The sequence below is a fragment of the Bradyrhizobium nivariense genome (genome assembly GCF_029846695.2).
Taxonomy (GTDB): Bacteria; Pseudomonadota; Alphaproteobacteria; order Rhizobiales; family Xanthobacteraceae; genus Bradyrhizobium.
In genome coordinates this window covers 51,146-74,899 of sequence record NZ_JARWCR020000006.1, presented here as the reverse complement: position 1 = coordinate 74,899, position 23,754 = coordinate 51,146, and the positions used below count along the sequence as shown (strand labels likewise).

The 23,754-nt window shown below is 65.8% G+C and carries 17 protein-coding genes, 1 pseudogene and 1 riboswitch; of the genes and pseudogenes, 6 read left to right on the top strand and 12 right to left on the bottom strand.

All coding sequences use genetic code 11. From position 1 onward, the window contains the following. The first annotated feature begins 82 nt into the window (after nt 1-82). A complete protein-coding gene (locus tag QCM77_RS07435; protein ID WP_279682652.1) occupies nt 83-748 on the top strand; it encodes a glutathione S-transferase family protein in 666 nt (221 codons plus the stop codon). 32 nt (nt 749-780) lie between these two features. Here the strand turns inward: QCM77_RS07435 and QCM77_RS07430 are convergent, their stop codons facing one another. Both QCM77_RS07430 and ggt read right to left on the bottom strand, forming a co-directional pair. Then, nucleotides 781-2,076: an MFS transporter gene (locus QCM77_RS07430; RefSeq protein WP_279682650.1), complete on the bottom strand. Its 1,296-nt coding sequence runs from the start codon at nt 2,074-2,076 to the stop codon at nt 781-783. A gap of 95 nt (nt 2,077-2,171) precedes the next feature. Continuing rightward, nucleotides 2,172-3,923: a gamma-glutamyltransferase gene (ggt, locus tag QCM77_RS07425; RefSeq protein ID WP_279682648.1), complete on the bottom strand. Its 1,752-nt coding sequence runs from the start codon at nt 3,921-3,923 to the stop codon at nt 2,172-2,174. 99 nt (nt 3,924-4,022) lie between these two features. On the opposite strand from ggt, the gene QCM77_RS07420 reads away from it, so the two are divergent. Next, on the top strand, nt 4,023-5,408 hold the full coding sequence (locus tag QCM77_RS07420; protein ID WP_279682647.1) for an MFS transporter: 1,386 nt from the start codon (nt 4,023-4,025) through the stop codon (nt 5,406-5,408). A 108-nt stretch (nt 5,409-5,516) separates the two neighbouring features. Here the strand turns inward: QCM77_RS07420 and purH are convergent, their stop codons facing one another. The 3 genes from purH to QCM77_RS07405 form a co-directional block, all read right to left on the bottom strand. Next, nucleotides 5,517-7,109: a bifunctional phosphoribosylaminoimidazolecarboxamide formyltransferase/IMP cyclohydrolase gene (gene purH / locus QCM77_RS07415; protein ID WP_279682645.1), complete on the bottom strand. Its 1,593-nt coding sequence runs from the start codon at nt 7,107-7,109 to the stop codon at nt 5,517-5,519. Nucleotides 7,110-7,131: 22 nt separating this feature from the next. Then, nucleotides 7,132-7,213, bottom strand: a riboswitch (ZMP/ZTP riboswitch). A 59-nt stretch (nt 7,214-7,272) separates the two neighbouring features. After that, nucleotides 7,273-8,991 (bottom strand): heparinase II/III family protein, encoded by a 1,719-nt coding sequence (locus QCM77_RS07410; protein WP_279682772.1) that lies wholly within the window; start codon nt 8,989-8,991, stop codon nt 7,273-7,275. 156 nt (nt 8,992-9,147) lie between these two features. Beyond that, entirely contained in the window at nt 9,148-10,494 is a 1,347-nt protein-coding gene (locus QCM77_RS07405) for an RsmB/NOP family class I SAM-dependent RNA methyltransferase (protein ID WP_279667734.1), read from the bottom strand. A gap of 187 nt (nt 10,495-10,681) precedes the next feature. Here QCM77_RS07405 and QCM77_RS07400 point away from each other — a divergent pair, with 187 nt between their 5' ends. Then, nucleotides 10,682-10,927 carry a DUF1674 domain-containing protein gene (locus QCM77_RS07400; protein ID WP_279667733.1) on the top strand — a complete coding sequence of 82 codons (246 nt, stop codon included), beginning with the start codon at nt 10,682-10,684 and terminating at the stop codon, nt 10,925-10,927. Nucleotides 10,928-10,978: 51 nt separating this feature from the next. On the opposite strand, the pseudogene cysN reads toward QCM77_RS07400, so the two are convergent. The 4 genes and pseudogenes from cysN to QCM77_RS07380 all read right to left on the bottom strand — a co-directional run bounded on the left by cysN (nt 10,979) and on the right by QCM77_RS07380 (nt 16,736). Further along, nucleotides 10,979-12,876 (bottom strand): annotated as a pseudogene (gene cysN / locus QCM77_RS07395) (sulfate adenylyltransferase subunit CysN). Further along, nucleotides 12,876-13,841 carry a sulfate adenylyltransferase subunit CysD gene (cysD, locus tag QCM77_RS07390; protein ID WP_279682643.1) on the bottom strand — a complete coding sequence of 322 codons (966 nt, stop codon included), beginning with the start codon at nt 13,839-13,841 and terminating at the stop codon, nt 12,876-12,878. Before cysD ends, cysN begins: the two are co-directional and overlap by 1 nt. Nucleotides 13,842-13,846: 5 nt before the next feature. Beyond that, entirely contained in the window at nt 13,847-14,866 is a 1,020-nt protein-coding gene (locus tag QCM77_RS07385; RefSeq protein WP_279682641.1) for a sulfotransferase family protein, read from the bottom strand. A 151-nt stretch (nt 14,867-15,017) separates the two neighbouring features. Beyond that, nucleotides 15,018-16,736 carry a methyl-accepting chemotaxis protein gene (locus tag QCM77_RS07380; protein ID WP_279682639.1) on the bottom strand — a complete coding sequence of 573 codons (1,719 nt, stop codon included), beginning with the start codon at nt 16,734-16,736 and terminating at the stop codon, nt 15,018-15,020. A 185-nt stretch (nt 16,737-16,921) separates the two neighbouring features. Between QCM77_RS07380 and QCM77_RS07375 the strand changes: the two genes are divergently transcribed. Then, a complete protein-coding gene (locus QCM77_RS07375) occupies nt 16,922-17,512 on the top strand; it encodes a thermonuclease family protein (protein WP_279682637.1) in 591 nt (196 codons plus the stop codon). Nucleotides 17,513-17,568: 56 nt separating this feature from the next. On the opposite strand, the gene QCM77_RS07370 is transcribed toward QCM77_RS07375, so the two are convergent. Beyond that, nucleotides 17,569-18,084 (bottom strand): L,D-transpeptidase, encoded by a 516-nt coding sequence (locus QCM77_RS07370; protein WP_279667727.1) that lies wholly within the window; start codon nt 18,082-18,084, stop codon nt 17,569-17,571. 462 nt (nt 18,085-18,546) lie between these two features. Then, nucleotides 18,547-20,493: an acetate--CoA ligase gene (acs, locus tag QCM77_RS07365; RefSeq protein WP_279682636.1), complete on the bottom strand. Its 1,947-nt coding sequence runs from the start codon at nt 20,491-20,493 to the stop codon at nt 18,547-18,549. 401 nt (nt 20,494-20,894) lie between these two features. Here acs and QCM77_RS07360 point away from each other — a divergent pair, with 401 nt between their 5' ends. Further along, nucleotides 20,895-22,064, top strand: coding sequence for a DNA topoisomerase IB (locus QCM77_RS07360; protein WP_279682634.1), 1,170 nt, complete (start codon nt 20,895-20,897; stop codon nt 22,062-22,064). A 10-nt stretch (nt 22,065-22,074) separates the two neighbouring features. Here the strand turns inward: QCM77_RS07360 and QCM77_RS07355 are convergent, their stop codons facing one another. Continuing rightward, nucleotides 22,075-22,530 carry an SRPBCC family protein gene (locus tag QCM77_RS07355; protein WP_279667724.1) on the bottom strand — a complete coding sequence of 152 codons (456 nt, stop codon included), beginning with the start codon at nt 22,528-22,530 and terminating at the stop codon, nt 22,075-22,077. 101 nt (nt 22,531-22,631) lie between these two features. On the opposite strand from QCM77_RS07355, the gene QCM77_RS07350 reads away from it, so the two are divergent. Next, nucleotides 22,632-23,726 (top strand): adenylate/guanylate cyclase domain-containing protein, encoded by a 1,095-nt coding sequence (locus QCM77_RS07350; RefSeq protein ID WP_279682632.1) that lies wholly within the window; start codon nt 22,632-22,634, stop codon nt 23,724-23,726. Nucleotides 23,727-23,754 lie beyond the last annotated feature (28 nt).

Below are 23,754 nucleotides of genomic sequence, written 5' to 3'. Positions count from 1 at the left end.
GACGGGATGGCTCGACATTGCGTTCCCGGGCTGGCACGAACGGCGCGGCCGATCGACCACGCCTAGCCCCGGGGACCACGCGATGCTGACCGTTCACCACCTCAACAATTCCCGCTCGCAGCGCGTGCTGTGGCTGCTCGAGGAGTTGGGCGCGCCCTACGAGATCGTGCGCTATCAGCGCCAGCCCGACATGCGCGCGCCGAAGGAGCTCCGCGCCATCCATCCGCTCGGCAAGTCGCCCGTCATCACCGACAACGGCAACACCGTCGCCGAATCAGGCGCGATCATCGAATATCTCGTCGCCACCTACGGCAACGGCCGGCTGGTCCCGCCGCCGAACACGCCCGAGCGGCTGCGTTTCACCTATTGGCTGCACTATGCGGAAGGCTCGGCGATGCAGCCGCTGCTGCTCAAGCTGCTGTTCACGCTGATGCCGAAGCGCGCGCCGGCGTTGCTGCGCCCCCTGGTGCGCAAGGTCTCGAACCAGGCGCTCACTGCGCTGGTCAATCCGCAGCTCAAGCAGCACATGGATTACTGGGAAGGCGAGCTCGGCAAGAGCGAGTGGTTCGCCGGCGGCGAGTTCACCGCGGCCGACATCCAGATGAGCTTTCCGCTTGAGGCGGCGCAGGCCCGCGGTGGGCTCGAACTGGGCCATCCCAGGGCGATGGCGTTTCTGGAGCGCATTCACGCGCGGCCGGCCTACGCCAGAGCGCTCGAGAAGGGCGGGCCGTATCAGGTGGGGCGGTAAGTTTCCTCACCGTCCCGGGACGACGGTGCCCGTTAGTCCGCATGCAATATCCGCCCGCGCGTCTCCGGCAGCGCGAATGCGGCGATGAAGAACAGCGCGTAGGCCGCCACTGCAAACATGGCGATCGCGTTCGCGAGTGACGTCGTCGCCGAGAGGGAGCCGACGAGGAACGGAAACAGCGCGCCGATCCCTCGGCCGAAATTGTAGCAAAAGCCCTGACCGGAGCCGCGCAGCCGCGTCGGATAGAGTTCGGTCAGGAACGCGCCGATCCCTGAGAAATAGCCCGAGGCGAAGAATCCGAGCGGGAAGCCGAGCACCCACAGGATTTCGTTGGTCAGCGGCAGCTGCGTATAGAGCAGCACCACGGCCATCGCGCCGATCGAGAAGATCAGGAACAGATTGCGCCGTCCGATCCGGTCGGCGAGCCAGGCACCGGTGAGATAGCCGATGAAGGAGCCGATGATCAGCGTCGAGAGATAGCCGGTCGAGCCGACGATCGAGAGATGCCGCTCCTTGGTCAAAAACTGCGGCACCCAGAAGGTGACGGCATAATAGCCGCCTTGGCAGCCCGTCGCCATCAGCGAGGCCAGGATCGTGGTCTTCAGGATCGGGCCCGAGAAAATCTCCCAGAGAGCCGGACGATTGCCGCTTGCGGCCTGCCTGGCGCGGGCCTCGGCCGCGATCTCCGGCTCGGTGACGGAGCGGCGGATGTAGAACACCAGCAGTGCGGGCAGCGCGCCGATCACGAACATCCAGCGCCATGCCGTCTCGGCCGGCATGACCGAGAACAGGATCGCCTGCGACAGCACCGCGAGGCCCCAGCCGACTGCCCAGCCCGATTGTACCGAGCCGACCGCACGCCCGCGATATTGCGGCCGGATCGCCTCGCCCATCAGCACCGCGCCCGCGGCCCATTCGCCGCCGAAGCCGAGGCCCAGCACCGCGCGCGCGATCAGGAGCTGTTCGAAATTCTGCACGACCGCGCAGACCAGAGAGAAGAACGAAAACCAGATGATGGTGATCTGGAGTGTCTTGACCCGGCCGATATGGTCGGAGAGATAGCCGCCGAGCCAGCCGCCGATGGCGGAGGCCAGCAGTGTCACGGTGCCGGCGAGCCCGGCCGATCCCGCATCGACCTTCCACAGCGCGATGATGGTGCCGATCACCAGCGGGTAGATCATGAAGTCCATGCCGTCGAGCGCCCAGCCCGCGGCGCAAGCCCAGAACGTTCGCCGCTCGGCGACGTTCATGTCGCGATAGAAGGCGAGAAGGCTGGTGTCTTCGATCTCCGCGCGCTCGATACGCTCCGTCGGATCGGTCGTGGCCATGTGCGTTTCCCCGGCAGTTTCTTATGCGGGCGGTGGTAGCATGCGTCGCGGCCTGCGCAAGCACGGGCCAGCCTTTGCGCCATGCAGGAACAGAGCTACTGCCCCGCCGCTTCCGCGCCTCGTGTGCGTGGATCGGGCGCGCCGAGCGGCCCGTTGGCGGTCACCGCGATCGAATTCGCCGACGTCTGCCCCATCGGCTCGACGATGAGGTGATCCATCGCCTTCAGCTCGAACAGGACATTGTCGGGAAAGCCGCTCTCGATCCGGACCTCGTCGGGCAGCCACTGGTGATGCAGCCGCGGTGCGGCCACGGCGGCTGCGACGTCCATCTTGTAATCGAGGACGTTGACGATCACCTGGAGCACGGTCGAGATGATGCGGCTGCCACCGGGCGAGCCCGTCACCAGCACCGGCCTGCCGTCCTTCAGGACGATGGTCGGTGACATCGAGGACAGCGGCCGCTTGCCGGGCCCGGGCAGGTTGGGCTCGAAGCCGACGAGGCCGTAGGCATTGGAAGCGCCGACCGCTGCGGTGAAATCGTCGAGCTCGTTGTTGAGCAGCACGCCGGTGCCGTCGGCGACGAGGCCGACGCCATAGCTGAAGTTCAGCGTATAGGTGTTGCTGACGGCGTTGCCGCTGCCGTCGACGACGGAAAAATGCGTGGTGTTGCTGCCCTCGCGCGGCGAGGTCGCGGTGGAAACGAGCTGCTTCGACGGCGTGGCGCGATCGGCGGAGATGGTTGCCCGCAGCTTGGCGGCGTAGTCCTTGGCGGTGAGCGTCCCGATCGGTGCGTTGACGAAGGCGGGATCGCCGAGATAGCGCGCGCGGTCCGCATAGGCGCGCTTCATGGCCTCGATCAATAGATGCAGCGAGGCCGGCGATCCTTGCTTCAAATCGGCTAGCGGAAATCCTTCGAGGATATTGAGCGTCTCGACCAGCACCACGCCGCCGGACGACGGCAACGGCATCGATACGATGTCATAGCCGCGATAGGTGCCGCGCACCGGCGCGCGGATCACCGCCTGATAGGATTTGAGATCGTCAGGCGTCATGATGCCGTCCGCGTCCGACACAGCCTTGGCAAGTTTTTCCGCGACCGGCCCCTCATAGAAACCGCGCGGGCCCTGTGCGGCGACGGCCGACAGCGTTTCGGCGAGATCGCTCTGCACCAGCCTGTCGCCTTCGCGGAGCGGCGAGCCATCAGGTCGCGAGAAGATCTTGGCCGAGGAGGGCCAGCGCACCAGCCGCCGGTGCCAGCCCGGCAGCGTGTCGGCCATATCGTCGCTGACGAGGAAGCCATCGCGGGCGAGCGCGATCGCGGGCTCGAGCAGTTGCGCCAGCGTGAACCGGCCCGAGCCATATTTTTCCAAGGCCAGCGCAAGACCCGCGACGGTGCCGGGCACGCCGACGCCGAGCGTGGAATCCCGTGACTTCGCCGCATCGGGCTTGCCGTCGGCGCCGAGGAAAATTTGCGGCGTGGTCGCGGCCGGCGCCGTCTCGCGATAGTCGATCGTGATGTCTTCGTTGCGCTCGGTGGAATGAATCACCATGAAGCCGCCGCCGCCGATATTGCCGGCGCGCGGATAGGTCACGGCCATCGCAAAGCCGGTCGCGACCGCGGCATCGACGGCATTGCCGCCGCGCCGCAGGATGTCGGCGCCGACCTGCGCAGAGATCTTCTCCTGCGCCACCACCATGCCGTGCTCGGCGGGGACGGCGTGCACCGTATCGAGTGCGGGCGGCACATAGGCCCGCCGCGCATCCTGCGCGGTCGCGGTCGGTAGCCCGAACGCCAGAATGGCAATGAAGGCGAAAAATGTCCGCCGTGTCGAAAAAGACGACATCATCAACTTCCGCCGTGGCCTCTAGCCAGTTCACACGCGCCGCTGCAATGCTATACGGTTTGCCCCAACAGAGGCAAAACTGTTCGTGATGAGGACTGCGTGATGACGACTATCGCCCCGGATGCGCGCATGGCCGGCGCGCAGCGGACCTATCCGCCGCGCGCCGCCGTCGTCAGCTGGATCTTCTTCGACTGGGCGGCGCAGCCTTATTTCACGCTGATCACGACCTTTGTGTTCGCGCCCTATTTTGCCACCAGCATTGCGCCAAATCCTGCCACCGGCCAATCGCTGTGGGGTTTTGCGATGGCCGCCGCGGGCCTCGCGATTGCGTTGATGTCGCCGGTGCTCGGCGCCATTGCGGATGCCTCTGGCCGCAGGAAGCCGTGGATCGCGGGATTCGGCACAGTGCTGGTGCTGGCATCCTGCACGCTGTGGATCGGCAAGCCCGGCGATCCCTCCATCATTCCGCCGCTGCTCACCGCGGTCGCGCTCGCCAGCGTCGGCGCGGAATTCGCTACGCTCTTCAACAACGCGATGATGCCGACCCTGGTGCCGCCGGAGCGTATCGGCCGGCTCTCCGGCACCGGCTGGGCGACCGGCTATGTCGGCGGCATCGTCAGCCTGATCATCGTGCTCGGCCTGCTCGCCGCCAATCCCGAGACCGGCCGCACGCTGCTCGGTTTGACGCCGCTGTTCGGGCTCGATCCCGCCAGCCACCAGGGCGACCGCGCCGCCGGACCGTTGACCGGGCTTTGGTTCATCGTTTTCGTGACGCCGATGTTCCTGTTCACGCCGGACTATCCGGCGAAGCGCCCGGTGCGCGCGGCGCTGCACGAAGGTCTGTCGGAGCTGAAGCAATCGATCAAGGGTCTGCCGAAACAGAAATCGCTTGCGGCGTTTCTGCTCGCCAACATGATCTACACCGACGGTCTGGTGTCGCTGTTCGCCTTCGGCGGCATCTATGCCGCGGGCACGTTCGGCTGGCACACGATCCAGATCGGCACCTTTGGCATCATGCTCGCGATCGCCGGTGCGTTTGGCGCGTGGCTCGGGGGCAAGCTGGACGATCGTCTCGGGCCGAAGCGCGTGATCGCCGGCAGCATGCTGGTCCTGCTGCTGGCGGTGGCGGCGATCCTGCTGGTCGACAAGGATTCGATCTTCTTCATCAAGGTCGCGTCGCCCGCGCCTGGCGGTGCATTGTTCGCCGCTGCGTCAGAGCGCGCTTATCTGGTGCTGGGCTGCCTGATCGGTGCAGCCGGTGGTCCGCTGCAAGCCGCCTCACGCACGCTCCTGATCCGTCTCGCGCCGAAGGACCGCATCGCGCAGTATTTCGGTCTGTTCGCACTGACGGGGAAAGTGACGTCCTTCATCGGCCCGCTGCTGATCGGCGTGATTACCGCGGTGACAGCGAGCCAGAAGGCCGGCATGGCCGTGCTGGTGGTGTTCTTCGTCGCGGGGCTAGCGCTGTTGATGCGGGTGCGGGATTAGCCGCGCTTCGTAGCCCGGATGGAGCGAAGCGCAATCCGGGACGGTCTTTCCGCGGGACGACAACCCGGATTTCGCTGCGCTCCATCCGGGCTACGTTCGTCGTGCGACTTAATGCCTGAAATGCCGCGTTCCCGTGAACACCATGGCGATGCCGTGCTCGTCGGCCGCCTTGATGACTTCGTCGTCGCGCATGGAGCCGCCGGGCTGCACCACGGCGGTGGCGCCGGCCTCGATGCAGGCAAGCATGCCGTCGGCGAACGGGAAGAACGCATCCGACGCCACCACCGAGCCCTTGGTGAGCGGCTCGGCGAGCTTCAGCTCACCCGCCGCATCCTGGGCCTTGCGCGCCGCGATCCGCGCTGAATCCACCCGGCTCATCTGGCCGGCGCCGATGCCGACGGTGGCGAGATCCTTGGCGTAGATGATGGTGTTGGACTTGACGTGCTTGGCCACCCGGAACGCGAACTTCAGATCGCGCATCTCCGAATCCGTCGGCGCACGCTTGGTCACGACCTTGAAAGTCATGTCGTCGACCACGGCGTTGTCGCGGCTCTGCACGAGCAGACCGCCCGCCACCGTCTTGGCAGTCAGGCCCGGCGCGCGCGGATCGGGCAGGCTGCCTGCGAGCAGCAGGCGCAAATTCTTGCGCGCGCCGATGATGGCGATCGCTTCTTCGCTGGCGTCGGGCGCGATGATCACTTCGGTGAAGATTTTCGTGATCTCGCGCGCGGTGTCGGCATCGAGTGCGCGGTTCATTGCGATGATGCCGCCGAAGGCGGAGGTGGAGTCGCAGGCCAGCGCCTTGTGATAGGCGCCGACGAGGTCGGAGCCTTCGGCGACGCCGCAGGGATTGGCATGCTTGACGATGACGCAAGCCGCGGTGCGCTTGGAGTCGAACTCGCCGATGCACTCATAGGCCGCATCGGTGTCGTTGATGTTGTTGTAGGAGAGCTCCTTGCCCTGGAGCTGTCGCGCGGTCGAGACGCCGGGCTGCTTGTCGGGCGTCGCATAGAACGCCGCGGTCTGGTGCGGGTTCTCGCCATAGCGCAGCGACTGGATCAGCCTGCCGCCGAAGGCGCGAAAATCGGGCGCGTCGATCTCGAGTTGGCGGTTGAACCAGTTCGAGATCGCGGCGTCATAGGCGGCGGTGCGCGCGTAAGCCTTTGCGGCAAGCCGCCGGCGCAGCTTCAGCGTGGTTGCGCCCTTGTTGGCGGCGAGCTCGTCGAGCACCGCCTTGTAGTCCTCCGCCTCGACCACGACGGCGACGTCGTCATGGTTCTTCGCGGCGGCGCGGATCATCGCGGGGCCGCCGATGTCGATGTTCTCGATGCAATCCTCAAAGCCCGCGCCTTTGTCGACGGTCGCCTCGAACGGATAGAGGTTGACGACGAGGAGATCGATCGGCGCGATGCCATGCGCCTTCATCGCGTCCGCATGGTCCTTGTTGTCGCGGATCGCGAGCAGGCCGCCATGGACCTTCGGATGCAGCGTCTTGACGCGGCCATCCATCATTTCGGGGAAGCCGGTCAGCTCGGAGACGTCCTTCACCTTGAGGCCGGCCGCAGCGATCGCCTTTGCGGTGCCGCCGGTCGAGACCAGCTCGACATCATGCGCGGCAAGCGCCTTTGCGAAGTCGATCAGGCCGGTCTTGTCGGAAACGGAGAGAAGTGCGCGGGTGACGCGGCGGGGATGGTCAGTCATGAGCAAGATCCTCTGTCTGAAGGAGTAATGCCCAGGCGCGCGGCAGCTATGTCCCGCGCTTCCCGATGGTGCTCCATCCAAGGTCGCCAGTCGCGCGAGCGAGGGCTCGATAGCAGTTTTTGGCCGCTTTCACAACGACGAGATGGGGCCGAATCGCGCGCGTTTACAGCGGAAGTTCCGGCTCCCGCCGCGCATTTCTGCGGGCATTGGTGACCGCCGGCGAGGCGGTGGAGCGGACAAAGCTCCAGCGGATCGAGGATGCCTGTCGCGCATCCTGCCGGATCACGATTTGCGCGGTGCGGCGCGGTCCGTCATTGCCGGCCAGGAACACGCTGTCCTCGAGGTCGACCTTGTCGTCGAGCGCCTCGAAGGTCCAGACGTCACGGTTCGGCAGCACCAGCATGACGCCGCGGGCATCGGACAGCCGGCTCGCCTTCACCGCCGGGTGCAGATGGAAGCGCACCGCGAAATCGGCATCCGTGCCCTTGAAGCGCCCGCCCTGCGGCGGCGACAGCGTGTCCTCGCCGTCGATGCGCGCGCCGTCATTGGCGATCATCAGCACGCGGCGCTGGATTGCGCCGAATTTGGCGAGATAGCCATCATGCGACGTCGTGAGCAGCGTGCCGTTCTGCACGATTTCGCGATAGCTCTCGACCTCGACCGGGCCGCTGGTGACGGGAGCGCCGTGCAAGAGCCGCTTCATCGCCGACATCTCCACGAACTGGCATGACGAGGTGTCGTGATAGGTCAGCGTCGAATGCGCCGCCGTGCCGCGTGCGAACGGCCGCCAATTGTCGCGGCCCGTGGTCGGCATGCCGCAATTGGTGACGATGCGGCTGATGCCGGAGGACAGTTCGAACGACAGGCAGCCGGCATGGGCGTCGTGGCTGACGCCGGCCGGCGGCGGCGGGCCGGTGTCGATGATCAGCGTGGTCTGGCCGGCATCGAGGCGCTGGAAGCCGGTATGCGGCATGTTCGCCATCGGCGCGCCGTGGGTGTCGTCATAGGCAAGCAGCGTCGCGAGCAGGTCCGATGGCGTTGCGCTCATGCCGTTGAACAGCGCGAAATTGCCGTCGCCGTGGCGGAAGAAGCGCAGCATCGGCATCATGCGGTCGATCGCGTTGAGCAGCGCGGGCGGCGGCGCGATGTTGCGCGCGGCAAAGGTCTGCCGCAGTGGCAACAGGTCGATCAAGAGCTCGATCAGCGCGCCCGGGTTGCGCGAGATATGCCCGCCGTCGGGCAGGATCTGCCGCTGCAATTCATCCGAGAGCTTTTTCGAGGTGCTGCGGATGTGACTTGCCTGGTTGGCGAGGCACAGCGCCGCATAGCACAGCGCGATCAGCACCTGGAGCTTCGGCACCCCGTCGGGAATGTTGACCATGGTGTAGCGCAGGAAGCGGATCTCGCGCGCCAGCGCGCGCAGATAGCGGCGGTAGAATTTGTTGTCGGTGTCGTTGAGCACCAGCGGCGCCTGCGACAGCAGGGAGATCACGCGTCGCGCCAGCACGTCGGCGCGTCGCGCGACGGCACGGCGCTTGCTGGCAGGGTTGGCAATCCAGTCTTCGATCAGCGCGCGCGCATTCGCGCGCGTCAGCGCGGTGTCGGCGGCGCGCAAATGGCGCAGCCAGCCGAAGCCGAGCAGCGCAACCTCCCAATCCTCCGACGGCGGCTCGAGATCGAAGATCGAGCGGCCGTGGCAATTGACGATCTTGCCGGCGAAGACGAAGCGGCCGGCATAGATCTCGGCGGCGCGGGTCGCATCCGCGGTGCGCAAGTCATGCGGCGCAATGATCAGCCGGTCGGTGCGGCCGGGCCAGACCCGCGAAAGGGCCACGGAACCGCCGCTCGCGCGCGCGAGCATGTTCCGCGCGAAGCGGTTCATCACCAGCGTCGAGATACGTCTGCGTTGAGCGACCGACACGCCTTGCCTTGATGGGGGAGAAGATTCCGACGAATCCTTATTAATCCCAAAATCGGACGGCCGACACCACCTTGAACGGCGCGAATCAGCGCCGTGGTTGCAAAATCCAGTGCAAAATCAGGATTTAACGAGCCGGGCCGCGAAAAATCCGTCGAGCCCGCCGAGCTTGGGATCGGCGTTCGGCAGATGGCTGGGCAGGGTGCGCAAATCGCCCTCGGCGGTGATGATCTCGCTGAGCCCCGACACCTCGGACGCATCGATCGGGACCCGGCGAAGCGCAGGCTCTGCGGCCAGCAGCGCAGCTACCGCATGCTCGCCCTCTTCGGGTTCCAGCGAGCAGGTACAGTAGACCAGCGTCCCGCCGCGCTTGAGCAGCGAGACCGATTTTCGCAGCAGCCGCTGCTGGAGCGTGGTCATGGCGGGGATGTCGGATTCCTGCCGGAGCCAGGACACATCGGGGTGGCGTCGGATCGTGCCGGTCGAGGTGCAGGGCGCATCGATCAAGATACCGTCGAAAGCCTCGGCTGGTCCGGCCCATTCCACGGCGTCGGCGACGACGGTCTCGGCCTGGAGCGACAACCGCGTCAGATTCTCGCGCAGGCGCGCCACCCGGGCGGGCGAGCGGTCGATGGCCGTGACATGCGCGCCGGCCTGCGCCAATTGCGCGGTCTTGCCGCCGGGAGCGGCGCAGAGATCGGCGATGGATTTGCCGGCGATGTCGCCGAAAAGCCGGGCCGGCAGCGCGGCGGCGGCGTCCTGCACCCACCATTGTCCTTCGGCGAAGCCAGGAAGCATGGTCACCGCGCCGTGCAGCACGGTGCGCACCGATCCGGTCGGCAGCACCTCGCCATGTAGCCGGCTCGCCCATTGCGCGGCGTCCGACTTCACGGTCAGATCCAGCGAAGGGTCGTGGCTGAGCGCGAGCGCCATGTCCCTTGCGACTGTCTCGCCGTAATGCGCGCTCCAGCGCGCGAGCATCCAAGGCGGCAGGTCCAGCGACTGCGCGGCAACCTCTTCCACCAACGCCTTGCCCTCGCGCGCGCAGCGGCGCAGCACGGCGTTGACGAGGCCGGCATAGCGGGCGGCGCGGCGGTCGGACTGCACGAGGCGAACGGAGAGATCGACGGCGGCGTGATCGGGCACGTCCATCCAGAGGATCTGGGCGGCGCCGATCAACAGCGCGCTCTGCGCACGCGGTGCATCGGAGGGAATGCCCTTGTCGAGCAGGCGGGACAGCACATGGCCGAGCGTGCCGAGCCGGCGCAGCACGGTGGCGACCAGGCGCCGCATCAGCGCGCGGTCGCGGTCGGCGAGCGTCTTCAGTCCAGGATGGGCGCCGCTGCCGTCGAGCTGCTCGTCAAGCGTGCGATGCTTGTGCAGCACGCCGTCGACGATGTCGGCGGCAATCCGCCGTGCCGCAAGACCGGGCACTTCGGATGGAGGGGCGAAACGTTGAGATGGCATGCGGAAACAAGGTTCTGAGCGAGCGGCAGTCCGCCGCAATGGGCGCATGCCTTGAGAAAATGATCTCTGGCACGCGAATATGCCGAATGTAAGAATCGCTTCCGGGTTTTTCAGCCCTTTCGGAGCAATTTCAGGAATGCGTTATTGGGCGTCGCGCCGCGGGCCGTCCTGCGCTAGAAAGCCGACGATGAGCGACCAGCCTCCCGTTCCCGACCGCAAGCAGCTCACGCCGGCCGCCCAGCGTGCGCTGGCCGAAGCCGAAGCGCGCCGGCAGGCTGCGGCGGTCCAGGCCAGGAACGATGCCAAGGACGACGCCAAGGACGATGCCAGCAACGGCGGCAAGGCGGCGCCAAAGGAGTTGCAGGGGCCAAAGGGACCCGAGCCGACCCGCTATGGCGATTGGGAGCGCAAGGGCATCGCTTCCGACTTCTGAGTTCTGTGCCGGATCGGCCGGATGATGCCGGGCAAGGCCGGTCCCGGCCCGCTACAGATAATCATGCTCCCGGAGATAGCGGATGATGCGCTCGCAGGCTGCGTCGGTCGACAGTTCCGACGTGTCGACGATGATCTCCGGCGCCTGCGGTGCCTCGTAGGGATCATCGATGCCGGTGAAACCCTTCAGCTCCCCTGCCCGTGCCTTGCGATAGAGGCCCTTCGGATCGCGGCGCTCGCATTCGGCGAGCGGGGTCGCGACATGGATCTCGATGAACTCGCCCGCCTCGACCCGCTGGCGCGCCAGCTCGCGCTCGCTGCGGAACGGTGAAATCAGCGCGACCAGCGCGATGATGCCGGTATCGACGAACAGCGCCGCGATCTCCGCGACGCGCCGGACGTTCTCCGTCCTCTCCGCGTTGGAAAAGCCGAGGTCGCGGTTGATGCCGTGGCGGAGATTGTCGCCGTCGAGCAGCGCGGCATGGCGTCCGAGTTCGGCAAGCCTGCGGTCGACGAGATCGGCGATCGTCGATTTGCCGGCACCGCTGAGGCCCGTGAACCAGAGCACGCAGGGCCGCTGCTGCTTGAGTCGCGCTCGCACGGATTTGTCGACGTCAAGCCGCTGCCAATGAATGTTGGTGGCGCGACGAAGCGAGAGGTCGATCATCCCCGCGGCCGCGGTGCGGTGGCTGATCGGATCGACCAGAATGAAGCTGCCCATGTCGCGGTCGTCGCGATAGGCCTCGAACACCAGCGGGCGGTCGAGGCTGAGCTGGACGTGGCCGATCTGGTTGGCGTCGAGCGTGGCTGCGCTTTCCCGCGCCATGGTGTCGATGGCGATGCGATGCCTGAGCGTCGTGATCACCGCGCCGGTCGAGGCGGTGCCGCATTTGAGCAAATAGCGCCGGCCCGTGACCATGGCCTCGTCATCGAACCAGACGAGATGGGCGGCCAGTTGATCCGAGACCAGAGGCGCGGGTCCCCGGCCGTCAGCACGTCGCCGCGGCTGACGTCGATCTCGTCCGCCAAAGTAAGCGTCACCGATTCGCCCGCCAGAGCCCGGTCGCGCTCGCCGCCGGGCGTGAGAATGCGCGCGACTTGCGTGCGACGGCCCGACGGCTGCACGGCGATGGTCTCGCCGGTCGCGATCGTACCGCTGGCGATCCGCCCGCAGAAGCCGCGAAACTCCGCATGAGGCCGGTTGACCCATTGCACCGGCAGCCGGAACGGCCGCTGCGAGACGTCGCCGGCAACGTCCACCGATTCCAGATAGGCCGTGACCGTCGGCCCGGTGTACCAGGGCATCCGCGCGCTCGCGGCGACGATGTTGTCGCCGTCGGGCGCAACGACCGGGATGCATTGGACCTGGGAGATCCCGAGTTGACCGGCCATGGTCAGATATTCGGCGGTGATGGCCGCGAAGCGGTCGCCGTCGAAGCCGATCAGATCCATCTTGTTCACGGCGAGCACGACGTGGCGGATGCCGAGCAGCGACAGGATGTGGCTGTGGCGCCGCGTCTGAGTGATCACGCCTTTGCGGGCGTCGACCAGCACCACGGCGAGATCGGCGTTGGAGGCGCCGGTCGCCATGTTGCGCGTGTACTGTGCATGCCCGGGCGTGTCGGCGACGATGAAGCGGCGCAGCTTCGTGGCGAAGAACCGGTAGGCGACGTCGATCGTGATGCCCTGCTCGCGCTCGGCCTGCAAACCGTCGACCAGCAGCGCGAAATCGAGATCGCCGCCGGTGGTGCCGGCCGTCTTGCTCTCGGAGGCGAGCGCGTCGAGCTGGTCGTCGAGCAGCGTCTTGGAATCGTAGAGCAGGCGGCCGACCAGCGTGCTCTTGCCGTCGTCGACGCTGCCGCAGGTGACGAAACGCAGCGTCGGACGATCGTCCAGTTCGAGCTGCGGCGCATCGGCGGCGGCGATCATCGGTGCCCCGTGATAGGACATCAGAAGTAGCCTTCCGCTTTCTTGCGCTCCATCGATGCGGGACTGTCCCGGTCGATCATGCGTCCCTGCCGTTCGGAGGTGCGTGACGCCATCATCTCCCGCACGATCTCGGGCAGTGTTGCCGCCGTCGAGATCGTTGCGCCGCTGAGAGGATAGCAACCAAGAGTGCGAAACCTGACGGAACGCCATCGTGGCTCTTCGCCTGCAAGCAGCGGCATCCGTTGGTCGTCCACCATGATCAGCGCGCCGTCGCGCTCGACCACCGGGCGCGGAGCTGCCAGATAGAGCGGAACGATCGGGATGTCCTCGAGCAGAATGTAGTCCCAGACGTCGAGCTCGGTCCAGTTCGACAGCGGAAACACCCGCATGCTCTCGCCGGGCGCGAGCATCGTGTTGTACAGGCTCCACAGCTCCGGCCGCTGGTTCTTCGGATCCCAGCGATGCGCCGCGCTCCGGTGCGAGAACATGCGCTCCTTGGCACGCGACTTCTCCTCGTCGCGCCGCGCGCCTCCGATCGCGGCGTCGAAGCCGTGGAGGTCCAGCGCCTGCCGCAACGCCTGCGTCTTCATCACGTCGGTGTAACGGGCCGAGCCGTGGGTGAAGGGATCGATGCCCTGGCTCAATCCGTCGTTGTTGGTATGGACGATCAGATCGAGGCTGAGATCGCGGGCGCGCTGGTCGCGAAACGCGATCATCTCGCGGAACTTCCAGGTCGTATCGACGTGCAGCAGGGGAAACGGCGGCTTGCCGGGATGAAATGCCTTCATCGCCAGATGCAGCAGCACGGAGGAATCCTTGCCGATAGAATATAGCATCACAGGCTTGCGGAACTCGGCCACCGTCTCGCGTAGGATGTGGATGCTTTCCGCCTCCAGGCGCCGAAGATGGCTGGCGGCGGTGCGAGGCGGCTTGTCGTCAGCCCGTTCGGAAAGAGCAGGCTCGGCGATCACGGGAATGTCCAGCATGGTGATCACGCCGCCGCCGCGAACCAATCACCAAACATTTGCGCCGACGCCGACGCACTCAGGTCGAGATCGCCAACGCAGGCCGCGACCGAGGCACGATAGGCGGCGTTGACGCCGCAGCGCTCCAGGACGTCCAGTTGGAATTCGCTGATCGAGGCCGTCGCGCGGTGCTGGTAGCGATAGGCGCTGTCGGAGGTGTGCAGGTTGGGCACCTTGTAAATCGTCGCTTCGCTCGGGAAGATGACACGCGAATTGTTCACCTGCGTTTGTCCGGGCTTTCGCCAGCACGTTACGGCGTTCTCGGTAAAGCTGCCCGAAAGGCCCAGGCGCTCGAACAGGACGCGAACCGACGATGTAGCTTCCTTGCTGACCTCATAGACATAGTGAGTGACGGGAACGCCCTGTCGGCCCGCGTAGTCCGCCACCCGGGCCGCGCTCAGCGCTGCAATGACGTAATGCTGGAGCAATGTCGCTTCCGGCGCGCGAGAGATCAGCTTCTCGAGCCATGAGGCCAGCGCACTCGCCGGCTCGCGATCGAGCATGATGAGATGCAGCCGGTGCGGAGGATAGCCCGCCTCGATCAAGAGCTGCAGCGGATTGAACAGGCTCTCGGCGAGGACGTAGGGCCCGATCGTTTCCTTGCTGAAGATGCGCGGCTCATCGGTCGCTGATGGCAAGATCCAGGGCGTCGGCGCCCGGCTGACGAGCGCGTCGCGCAGCATGGCCTTCAGCGGCTGATAGTACGAGGGCATCCCCGCCATGCCGAACAGGTTGCTCAGCGCCGTCGATCCCACCCGGGCCTTGCCGCATGCGAAATAGAGCATCGGAAAGTCTTGCGCTGGGCGATGCCGAAAAGTCTCGGCAAGGCAGTTCGTCACTTCGCGCATCAGGACTTCGAGGGTAACGGTTCTGGTTTGGAATTCGCCAACTGGCGAAAGCTGCATGGTGTCGAGAGACTTGTGCTGTTGTCGAACCAGGTCGGCGATGCGTTCGAACGAGTCGGTGGCAGTCGCGGCGATGTTCATGTCGAAAGCTCCGCTGCAGCAGGCTCCGCAAGTCAGGTTGCTTGTGGAATTATTGCAGCTTAAAGTTGCTTTCTGCCTCGGTCAAACCCGGGCAATCCCGGATGTTCCGCACCCGACCGGGCACACGAGGGAGCGCGCTGCAGGGTTGCCGTCATGCGGCGCGCACAGTGCTGAGGAACTTCTCGACTTCCTCCTTCAGCAGACCGCTTTCGCGGGACAGCGAGCGTGCCGATGACAGCACCTGTCCGGACGCTGTGCCGGTCGCGCTTGCGCCATGGCTGACCTGAGCAATCTTGTCCGCCACCTCGACCGTTCCTTTCGCGGCCTCGCTGACGTTGCGTGCGATTTCGGCGGTCGCAGCCCCCTGCTCCTCCACGGTGGCTGCGATGGTCGTCGAAATGTCGGAAATCCTGGCAATGGTCGCGCCAATCTCCTTGATCGCGCCGACCGAATCTTCCGTCGCCCTTTGCATGCCGGCGATCTGCGCGCTGATTTCCTCGGTGGCTCGCGCGGTCTGCGCCGCGAGCGCCTTGACCTCACTCGCCACCACGGCGAAGCCGCGGCCCGATTCGCCCGCGCGCGCCGCCTCGATCGTGGCGTTCAGGGCCAGAAGGTTGGTCTGCTCCGCGATTGCCGTGATCAGCTTGACGACATCGCCAATCCGGCCCGCGGCCTTGAGCAATTCGTTGATCCGTACGTCAGTGCGTTCCGCCTGCTGCACGGCCTCGCCGGCGATTCGGCTGGAGTCATGCACCTGCCGGCCGATCTCGGCCACCGACGTGCTCATCTCCTCGGCGGCGGACGCGACGGCTCCGACGTTGGTGGATGCCTCTTCTGATGCCGCTGCGACCATGCCGGAAAGCTGCTGGGTCTCTTCGGCGGTCCCCGACAGGGTGCCGGCGGCGGCTTCGAGCTGCTGAGACGCCGACGATACGGAGTTGATGATCCCGCCGACCGCAGCTTCGAACGCGCCAGCGAGCTTGGTCATCTCTTCCTTCCGCCGTACGGCGGCAGCTGCTTCTTGAACTTTCTGCTCCGCTTCCATCTGCTCGATACGGATCAGATTTTCCTTGAAGGTCTTCGCGGCGCGCGCGTTGTCACCGACTTCATCGCCGCGGTCGACGTAGGGAATCTCGATTGTCTTGTTGCCGCTCGCCAGTTGCAAGAGCACCTCGCCGATGCGCCGGATCGGCCGGGCGATGTTCAACACCGAGAAGACCGCCGAACCGATCAGCATCACCATGACGAAGACGCCGACGACCAATGCGAAGCTGGCAACGCGGTCGAGCTCGATCAGCAGCTCCCCTTTGCGCCGCGCCGCGAATTCGTTGGCGACACCTACCAGATCGTCGATACGCTTGCCGACTTCCCGGGCCGCGGGGCGCATATGCTCTTCGAGAATGCTCGCCCGCGTGGCTTCGGCCCCGGCTTTCGCGGTGCCCGCGGGAGTGCCAATCACGGCCTTCTGCACCGCCGCCAGTTCGACGGCGCTGGTCAGATAAGCATCGACGAATTTTCTGGTTTCACGGTAGGCGTCCTGCGTGACCTTCCGCGTCGCCCGTTCCCTTGCGGTGTCTATTTCAGCACCGGCTTCAGTTGCGTGGGTGCGAAGAGTCTCGAGAAACCTGTCGACCTCGCCGGCTGACGGCGCAACACCGATCTCGAAAGCGGCAAGCTGTGCGCGCGCCATCGCCGTCTGCGCCGTCTGTGCATTGCCTTTGTTGAGATAGTTGATGATGACCAGGCGATTGGATTCCGCAATCGATCGGTTGCCGAGCATCTGGTTGGTAAGGATGCCGCCGACCAGCAGGACGCTGATGCCTGCGATGATGCCGAGCTTCGTTCCAATGCGAAAACCAAACAAATCCACCGCCGTCCCCCCGCGTTGTCGTATAGCAGGTATACGCAACCAATGATTGAGAATTATGTAAGATTCGCGGGTCGTAAAACTACGGCTGCGGCCTTGGGAGAGCGACGTTGGTTCCATGCGTTGGCACGTCGGTCGGGGGAACCGCGCGCTTGCCGGTTCCCCCGACTCAGCCTTAGCGTGACCTGATGCCTTTCGATGATCGCCCCAATTCTTATCGGCCGCGGTTCGGCGGCTCGCCGTTCGGCCGTCGCCTCTCCGGATTATTGCCGTGGATGTTTGTGGTCGGCGTCGCGGTGGCGGCGGTGCTCATCTTCCGGCACGGCATGAACTGGACGGTTCCGCACGCGGATGGCGGCGGCACGCGCGACGCCGAGATCGTGCTCCAGCAAGGCGGCCATCCCGATCGTCGCGAGCCGGTCGACGTCGTTCGCACCATTGACGGCGACACCTTTCTCGCGCGCGTTCGTCAGCGCGACGGCCGCGACCTCGTCGTGCGCGTTCGCCTGCGCGGCATCGACGCCCCCGAGATGAAAGCATCCTGCCAGGAGGAGCTGGACAAGGCCGAAGCCGCGGCCCGCGCGCTGCGCGATCTGCTCGGCCAGGGCGGCGTGACGATCACCAATCTTGGCCCCGACAAATATGGTCGCGTTCTCGCCGACGTCGCGACCAGGCGAACCGCCAACGTTTCGGCGGCATTGCTCGCCGGCGGTTACGCGCGGAGCTACAATGGTGGCCATCGCGACGGCTGGTGTGCGCGAAGTTGGCGCCTCTGGTAACAAAAAAAGCCGCGTCGATGGACGCGGCTCCGTTTGTCCGGCCCTGATCCCGGCGATCAGCGCGTCACGACCACCGTCGTGCCGACCGAGACGCGGCTGTAGAGATCGGTGATGTCGTCGTTGAGCATGCGGATGCAGCCATAGGAGACGAAGCCGCCGACCGAGCCCGGCACGTTGGTGCCGTGGATGGCATATTCGCCGCCGGCCAGCGTCATCGCCGCAACGCCCATCGGGTTGCGCGGCGAGCCGCCCGGAATGACGTCCGGGATGCTCGGCTTGTCGCGCTTTACCTCGGCAGGCGGCGACCAGGCCGGATTGCGGTACTTGCCGTCGATGCGGGTTGTGCCGGCCCATTGCTTGCCGGACTTGCCGACGCCGACCGGGTAGCGCACGGCGTGGCCGTTATCGAGGACGAGATAGAGCCGACGCTCGTTGGTTTTGACCACGATGGTGCCCGGCGAATAGTCGGCCAGGTGCGTCCCCACCATTTCCGGCCGCGCTTGCGCCGCCGTCGACATCATCACCCCTGCCCCGACGGTGGCGGCCAGCGCCACTGCAATCCTCATCGACATCGATTTTTCCCTTGCCCCGAACCAATCGTCCAAATTGACGCAAAACCGGCAATCGCCAGCCCGCCAAGTCCTTGTCAGGGGACATTCTTAACCGCGCCTGTTAACCGGATGGTTTCCACGCACGGCCGCCAAGGGCCAGCCAGCAGGGGGAACAAAGGAAATGTTCGAAACAAAGTAAATGACCTGAAAACAACACTCAGCGGGAAAGATGCGCAGGCGCTGGGGCGTGGCCTGACGAGTGCGTGAGGATGCGAACGGCTGTTGTTTCCGGGACGGTGCGAAGTGGATTGCTTCGGTGTCCCGGACGCGGCGCGGCACGTCTCGGCGATGCGAAGCATCGTCCGGTGTGACGCGACGCAGAGCCGGGATCCAGTTCTTTGCGCGTGGGAGGTACGGGCCCCGGCTCTGCGGCGCACCGCTATAGTAGCGCTGCGCTGCGTCCGGGGCACGAGAGACCCTGGCTCAGACCGACTTCTTGTTCTGCCGGTTCTTGACGAGATCGTCGACGACGGCGGGATCGGCCAGGGTCGAGGTATCGCCGAGGCTGCCCGGTTCGTCCTCGGCGATCTTGCGCAGGATGCGGCGCATGATCTTGCCGGAGCGGGTCTTGGGCAGGCCGGGCGCGAACTGGATCTGGTCGGGCGAAGCGATCGGGCCGATCTCCTTGCGCACCCAGGTGACGAGCTCCTTGCGCAGATCGTCGGTCGGCTCGACGCCGGCCATCAGCGTCACATAGGCGTAGATGCCCTGGCCCTTGATGTCGTGCGGGAAGCCGACCACGGCGGCTTCCGACACCTTCTCATGCGCCACCAGTGCGCTCTCGACTTCGGCCGTACCCATACGGTGGCCGGAGACGTTGATGACGTCGTCGACGCGGCCGGTGATCCAGTAATAGCCGTCGGCATCGCGTCGGCAGCCGTCGCCCGTGAAATACTTGCCCTTGTAGGTCGAGAAATAGGTCTGCTCGAAGCGGGCGTGGTCGCCATAGACCGTGCGCATCTGGCCCGGCCATGAGCGGGTGAGGCAGAGATTGCCTGAGGTCTCGCCGTCCAGCACCTTGCCGTCGGCGTCGACGATTTCAGGCACCACACCGAAGAAAGGCTGCGTCGCCGAGCCCGGCTTCAGCCTGGTCGCGCCCGGCAGCGGCGTGATCAGGATGCCGCCGGTCTCGGTCTGCCACCAGGTGTCGACGATCGGGCAGCGGTCGTCACCGACGACGCGGTGGTACCATTCCCAGGCTTCCGGATTGATCGGCTCGCCGACCGAGCCGAGCAGGCGGAGCGAAGCGCGCGAGGTCTTCTTCACCGGCTCGTCGCCGCTCTGCATCAACGCGCGGATCGCGGTCGGGGCGGTGTAGAAGATGTTGACCTTGTGTTTGTCGATGACGTTCCAGAATCGCGAATTATCCGGGTAATTCGGCACGCCTTCGAACATCAGCGTGGTCGCGCCGTTGGCGAGCGGTCCGTAGAGAATGTAGCTGTGGCCGGTGACCCAGCCGACGTCGGCGGTGCACCAGTAAATGTCGCCGTCGTGATAGTCGAAGACGTATTGATGCGTCATCGCGGCGAACACGAGATAGCCGGCGGAGGTGTGCAGCACACCCTTGGGTTGGCCGGTCGAGCCGGAGGTGTAGAGGATGAAGAGCGGATCCTCGGCGTGCATGTGCTCGACCGGGCATTCCGTCGTCACCATCGAAGCCGCCTCGTGATACCAGAGATCGCGCGTCGGGTTCATGTCGATCTTGCCGCCGGTGCGCTTGACCACGACGACCCAGTCGACGCCGTCGGCCTTGGCGAGCTCCGCGTCGACATTGGCCTTCAGCGGCACCTTCTTGCCGCCGCGCAGGCCCTCGTCCGCGGTGATGATGACCTTGGACTGGCAGTCGTTGATGCGCTGGGCGAGGCTGTCGGGCGAGAAGCCGGCAAACACCACGGAGTGGATCGCGCCGATCCGCGCGCAAGCGAGCATCGCGTAGGCCGCTTCCGGGATCATCGGCAGGTAGATGGTGACGCGGTCGCCCTTCTTGACGTTGCGGGTGCGCAGGATGTTGGCCATCCGGCAGACCTCGTCGTGCAGCTCCTTGTAGGTGATGTGCCTGGACTGCGAGGGATCGTCGCCTTCCCAGATGATCGCGGTCTGGTTGGCGCGCTTGTGCAGGTGACGATCGATGCAATTGTGGGCGACATTGAGGATGCCGTCCTCGAACCATTTGATCGAGATGTTGCCGGGCGCGAAGGAGACGTTCTCGATTTTGGTCGGCGCGTGCATCCAGTCGATCCGCTTGGCCTGCTCCGCCCAGAAGGCGTTCGGGTCCGCGATCGAGCGGGCGTACATGTCCGCGTACTTGGCCTGGTCGACCCAGGCGCGCTTGGCCCATTCCGCGGGGACGTCGTAGATCTTCTCGGACATGTTTCCCTCCACATACGGCAGGCCGAGCACGGGCCATTGGCGAGCCGACTTGATCGTTGAACCGATTATGCGTCGGGCTAACCGGACCCGACAAGGTGCACAAGCTGGACCTTCGGCGAGCGCCCGGCCATGCGAAGGATCAAGGCCGCCGGGTGTGACTGTCGCAGATCTGAAACAGGCGAGGAGGCGGCTTTCGGGCCTTTACCCAAATCCGCGGAACAGGCCGGCGCAGAGCCCCATGCATCCGGCAGAGGTATTTAGAAACCGCACCTCACTGATTCGGGACTCGCAATACGGTTCGGAACACCCTAAATGGCCAACCCGGGCCGAACGAGACCCCTTGGAACAATAATCAGAACAGCGGCATTGACCGATAACAGGCAGGGCTAAGGCTTAAGACTATGATGGATCAGCAGAATCTCGGGACGATGCGGCCCGCTTCAGCCGATCCTGCGGCCATTGCGCTGGCCAAAGCCCTCGGACAATGGCCGAAACCGGCCGCTTCCGCCCGTTCCAGCCCGAAAAAAATGTTCGATACGACGCCCGCGGCGACGGTCGAGGCCCTCGCCAAGGAGCTGGGCTTGCGGCTCGGCGACCAGAACGAACTGAAGATCCGGCGCATCAAGCGCGGCAAGGGCTATTCCTTCGTCCGCCCCAACGGCGCGCATGTCCGCGATGCCCGTACCATCCGCCGGCTGCATTCCATGGCGGTGCCGCCGGCCTACCGCGAGGTACGCTACTCGGCCGATCCGAGCTCGCATCTCCAGGCGGTGGGACGCGATGCCGCGGGCCGGCTGCAATATCGCTATCACGCCGATTGGGAGAAAGTCCGCGAGCACCGCAAGGCGCATCGGCTGGAGAAGCTCGTCGGCGCGCTGCCAAAGATCCGGCGCAAGGTTTCTGCGTTCCTGTCGGGCGAGGAGCCGACGCGCGAGTTCGCGCTCTCAGCCGTGATCGAGCTGATTGCGCGCACCGCGATCCGCCCCGGCAACGAATCCTACGCTCGCCTCAACGGCACCCGCGGCGCCACCACGCTGCTGAAGTCCAACGTCACGCTGGAAGACGATTGTTTCGTGCTGACGTTCATGGCGAAGGGCGGCAAGGCGGTGCGGAAAGAGTGCGATGCGGCCAAGCTCGTGCGTGCCATCGGAATCCTGCGCGACGTTCCCGGCAAGCGCATGTTCCAGTACCGCGATGCCTACGGCGCCGTGCGTGCGGTCAATACGACGCAGGTGAACGCGTTCTTGCGCGAGATCGCCGGCATCAAGATATCGCTGAAGGACTTTCGTACGCTGATGGCCTCGGCCGTCGTCGTGGAATCGCTGTCGCGGATCACGCCGGCCGTCAGCCAGCGCGGCCGGAAGAAGCAGGTGCTGGAAGCGATCCGCGCCGCCGCCGACCAGCTCTCCAACACGCCGGCGATCTGCCGCAAGAGCTATGTCCACGACACCATCGTCACCGCCTTCGAGGACGGCATACTCGAGCGCTTCGCCGCGACCATGAAGGGCCAGCGCTCGCAGGCCAGGCGCGAGCAACTTTTGCAGCAGGTGGTGGCGACCGCGGCGGTCTGACTTCCCGTCGCTATGCCTTGTTGGAAACGCCCCTGTCGGGACCGGGATCGCTGCCTGCGGCTGCGGTCATGAGCCGTCCCAGATAATGCGTCCATCCCGTCGCGTGGGCGGCAGCCTGTTCTTCGGTCGGCAGCCCGCTATGGGTCATGCGCAGCAGCGTGCCGCCGTCGCGTTCGATCAGGTCGATCTCGATCAGGCTCGAGCCGGGCGGCACTTCCTGGCCGCCCTCCCATCCGAATGTATAGGCGAGACGATGCACCGGCACGACTTCGCGGAACGCGCCGCGGGCGACGGCGCCGCGGGGGCCGATGCCTTTGAGCAGATACAGCCCGCCGGGATGCGGCTCCGTGGTCGCCTCGGAGCCCATCCAGCTCAAAATCTTCTCGGGGTCGGTCAAATAGGCGAAAACGGTGGCGCGCGGGGCCGCGATCTGGGTCTCGCGTCGCAATATGAACGGTTCGGTCATCGGCGATCATCCCTGGGCTGACACTGGGACATGGCGGCGCTCCGGCGGCCCGTCAAGGATTGCCCGTGACAAAGACGGCCTGCCTTCGTCATGATCGGGCCATGCACCTCTCGCCGACGCTCGCCTGGCTGATCGATGCCGCCGCCGATAGCGCCGGGGCCGACCGCCTGCTCGCGGATCTCGGCGCACATCTGGTCGCCGACGGCGTGCCGCTTGCGGCAGGCAGCCTGACGCTCGAGGTGCCGCATCCGCTGATCGCGAAGCGGACCTGGTTGTGGCGCGCGGAGAACGGCCGGGTGATCGAAGCGCTCGGCTTCGCACCAGGCGGCCTCGCGCCCGACCTGCCCAACGATGCCGGCCGCCGCTGGCTGCGCGACATCGCGGACGGTGAGGTGCACCAAGACGTGGTCGGACGGTCCGATGGGCCGTTGCTCGGCTGGATCGGGCGGCGCCCGTTCACCGCAGACGAGATCGAGCATCTGCGCCAGGCCGCGCGCTTCGCCGCGACGCCCCTTGCGGTGCTTGCCGCGCGTGCAACGTTGCGCGCGACGTTGGATGCTTATCTCGGCAAGCGCAGTGCGGAACGGGTGCTGGCGGCACCGCTGCGGCGCGATCTCGGCGAGACCATACAGGCCGCCCTGCTCTATGCGGACTTGCGCAACTTCACGTCCCTGTCGGACACCAATCCGCCCGCCCAGGTCATCGTGGCGCTCGATGCCTGGTTCGATCGCATCGCCGGTGCGGTTCACGCCTTCGGCGGCGAGGTGCTGAAATTCATCGGCGACGGCGTGCTCGCGATCTTTCCGGTGGTCGAGGCGACACCACGCCGCGCATGCGATGCGGCTTTGCGTGCCGCGAGCGCAGCCGAAGCCGGGATGACGTATCTCAATGCGGAGCGCCGCGCCCAAAGTCTGCCGCCGCTCGCGTTCGGTGCGGCGCTACATCTCGGCGAGATGCTGTGGGGCAATATCGGTGCCGCCAACCGGCTCGATTTCACCGCGATCGGCCCCGCCGTCAATCTCGCCAGCCGGCTCGAAGGATTGTGCAAGCCGCTCGGCAGGACCGTGCTGGTGTCGGGCGCGCTCGCCGCGGAGACTGACATGCCACTGCTAGCGCTCGGATCGCATTCGCTGCGCGGCATCGCCTCGCCATGTGAGGTGTTCGCGTTGCCCGAGCCGCAAGCTCGGATACCGTAGCCCGCATAAGCGTAGCGACATGCGGGGT

Excerpts from the sequence above, each read along its gene's own strand:
- QCM77_RS07435 (WP_279682652.1), top strand. The coding sequence starts at position 83 with ATGCTGACCGTTCACCACCTCAACAATTCCCGCTCGCAGCGCGTGCTG.
- QCM77_RS07430 (WP_279682650.1), bottom strand. The coding sequence starts at position 2,076 with ATGGCCACGACCGATCCGACGGAGCGTATCGAGCGCGCGGAGATCGAA.
- ggt (WP_279682648.1), bottom strand. The coding sequence starts at position 3,923 with ATGATGTCGTCTTTTTCGACACGGCGGACATTTTTCGCCTTCATTGCC.
- QCM77_RS07420 (WP_279682647.1), top strand. The coding sequence starts at position 4,023 with ATGACGACTATCGCCCCGGATGCGCGCATGGCCGGCGCGCAGCGGACC.
- purH (WP_279682645.1), bottom strand. The coding sequence starts at position 7,109 with ATGACTGACCATCCCCGCCGCGTCACCCGCGCACTTCTCTCCGTTTCC.
- QCM77_RS07410 (WP_279682772.1), bottom strand. The coding sequence starts at position 8,991 with ATGAACCGCTTCGCGCGGAACATGCTCGCGCGCGCGAGCGGCGGTTCC.
- QCM77_RS07405 (WP_279667734.1), bottom strand. The coding sequence starts at position 10,494 with ATGCCATCTCAACGTTTCGCCCCTCCATCCGAAGTGCCCGGTCTTGCG.
- QCM77_RS07400 (WP_279667733.1), top strand. The coding sequence starts at position 10,682 with ATGAGCGACCAGCCTCCCGTTCCCGACCGCAAGCAGCTCACGCCGGCC.
- cysD (WP_279682643.1), bottom strand. The coding sequence starts at position 13,841 with ATGCTGGACATTCCCGTGATCGCCGAGCCTGCTCTTTCCGAACGGGCT.
- QCM77_RS07385 (WP_279682641.1), bottom strand. The coding sequence starts at position 14,866 with ATGAACATCGCCGCGACTGCCACCGACTCGTTCGAACGCATCGCCGAC.
- QCM77_RS07375 (WP_279682637.1), top strand. The coding sequence starts at position 16,922 with ATGCCTTTCGATGATCGCCCCAATTCTTATCGGCCGCGGTTCGGCGGC.
- QCM77_RS07370 (WP_279667727.1), bottom strand. The coding sequence starts at position 18,084 with ATGTCGATGAGGATTGCAGTGGCGCTGGCCGCCACCGTCGGGGCAGGG.
- acs (WP_279682636.1), bottom strand. The coding sequence starts at position 20,493 with ATGTCCGAGAAGATCTACGACGTCCCCGCGGAATGGGCCAAGCGCGCC.
- QCM77_RS07360 (WP_279682634.1), top strand. The coding sequence starts at position 20,895 with ATGATGGATCAGCAGAATCTCGGGACGATGCGGCCCGCTTCAGCCGAT.
- QCM77_RS07355 (WP_279667724.1), bottom strand. The coding sequence starts at position 22,530 with ATGACCGAACCGTTCATATTGCGACGCGAGACCCAGATCGCGGCCCCG.
- QCM77_RS07350 (WP_279682632.1), top strand. The coding sequence starts at position 22,632 with ATGCACCTCTCGCCGACGCTCGCCTGGCTGATCGATGCCGCCGCCGAT.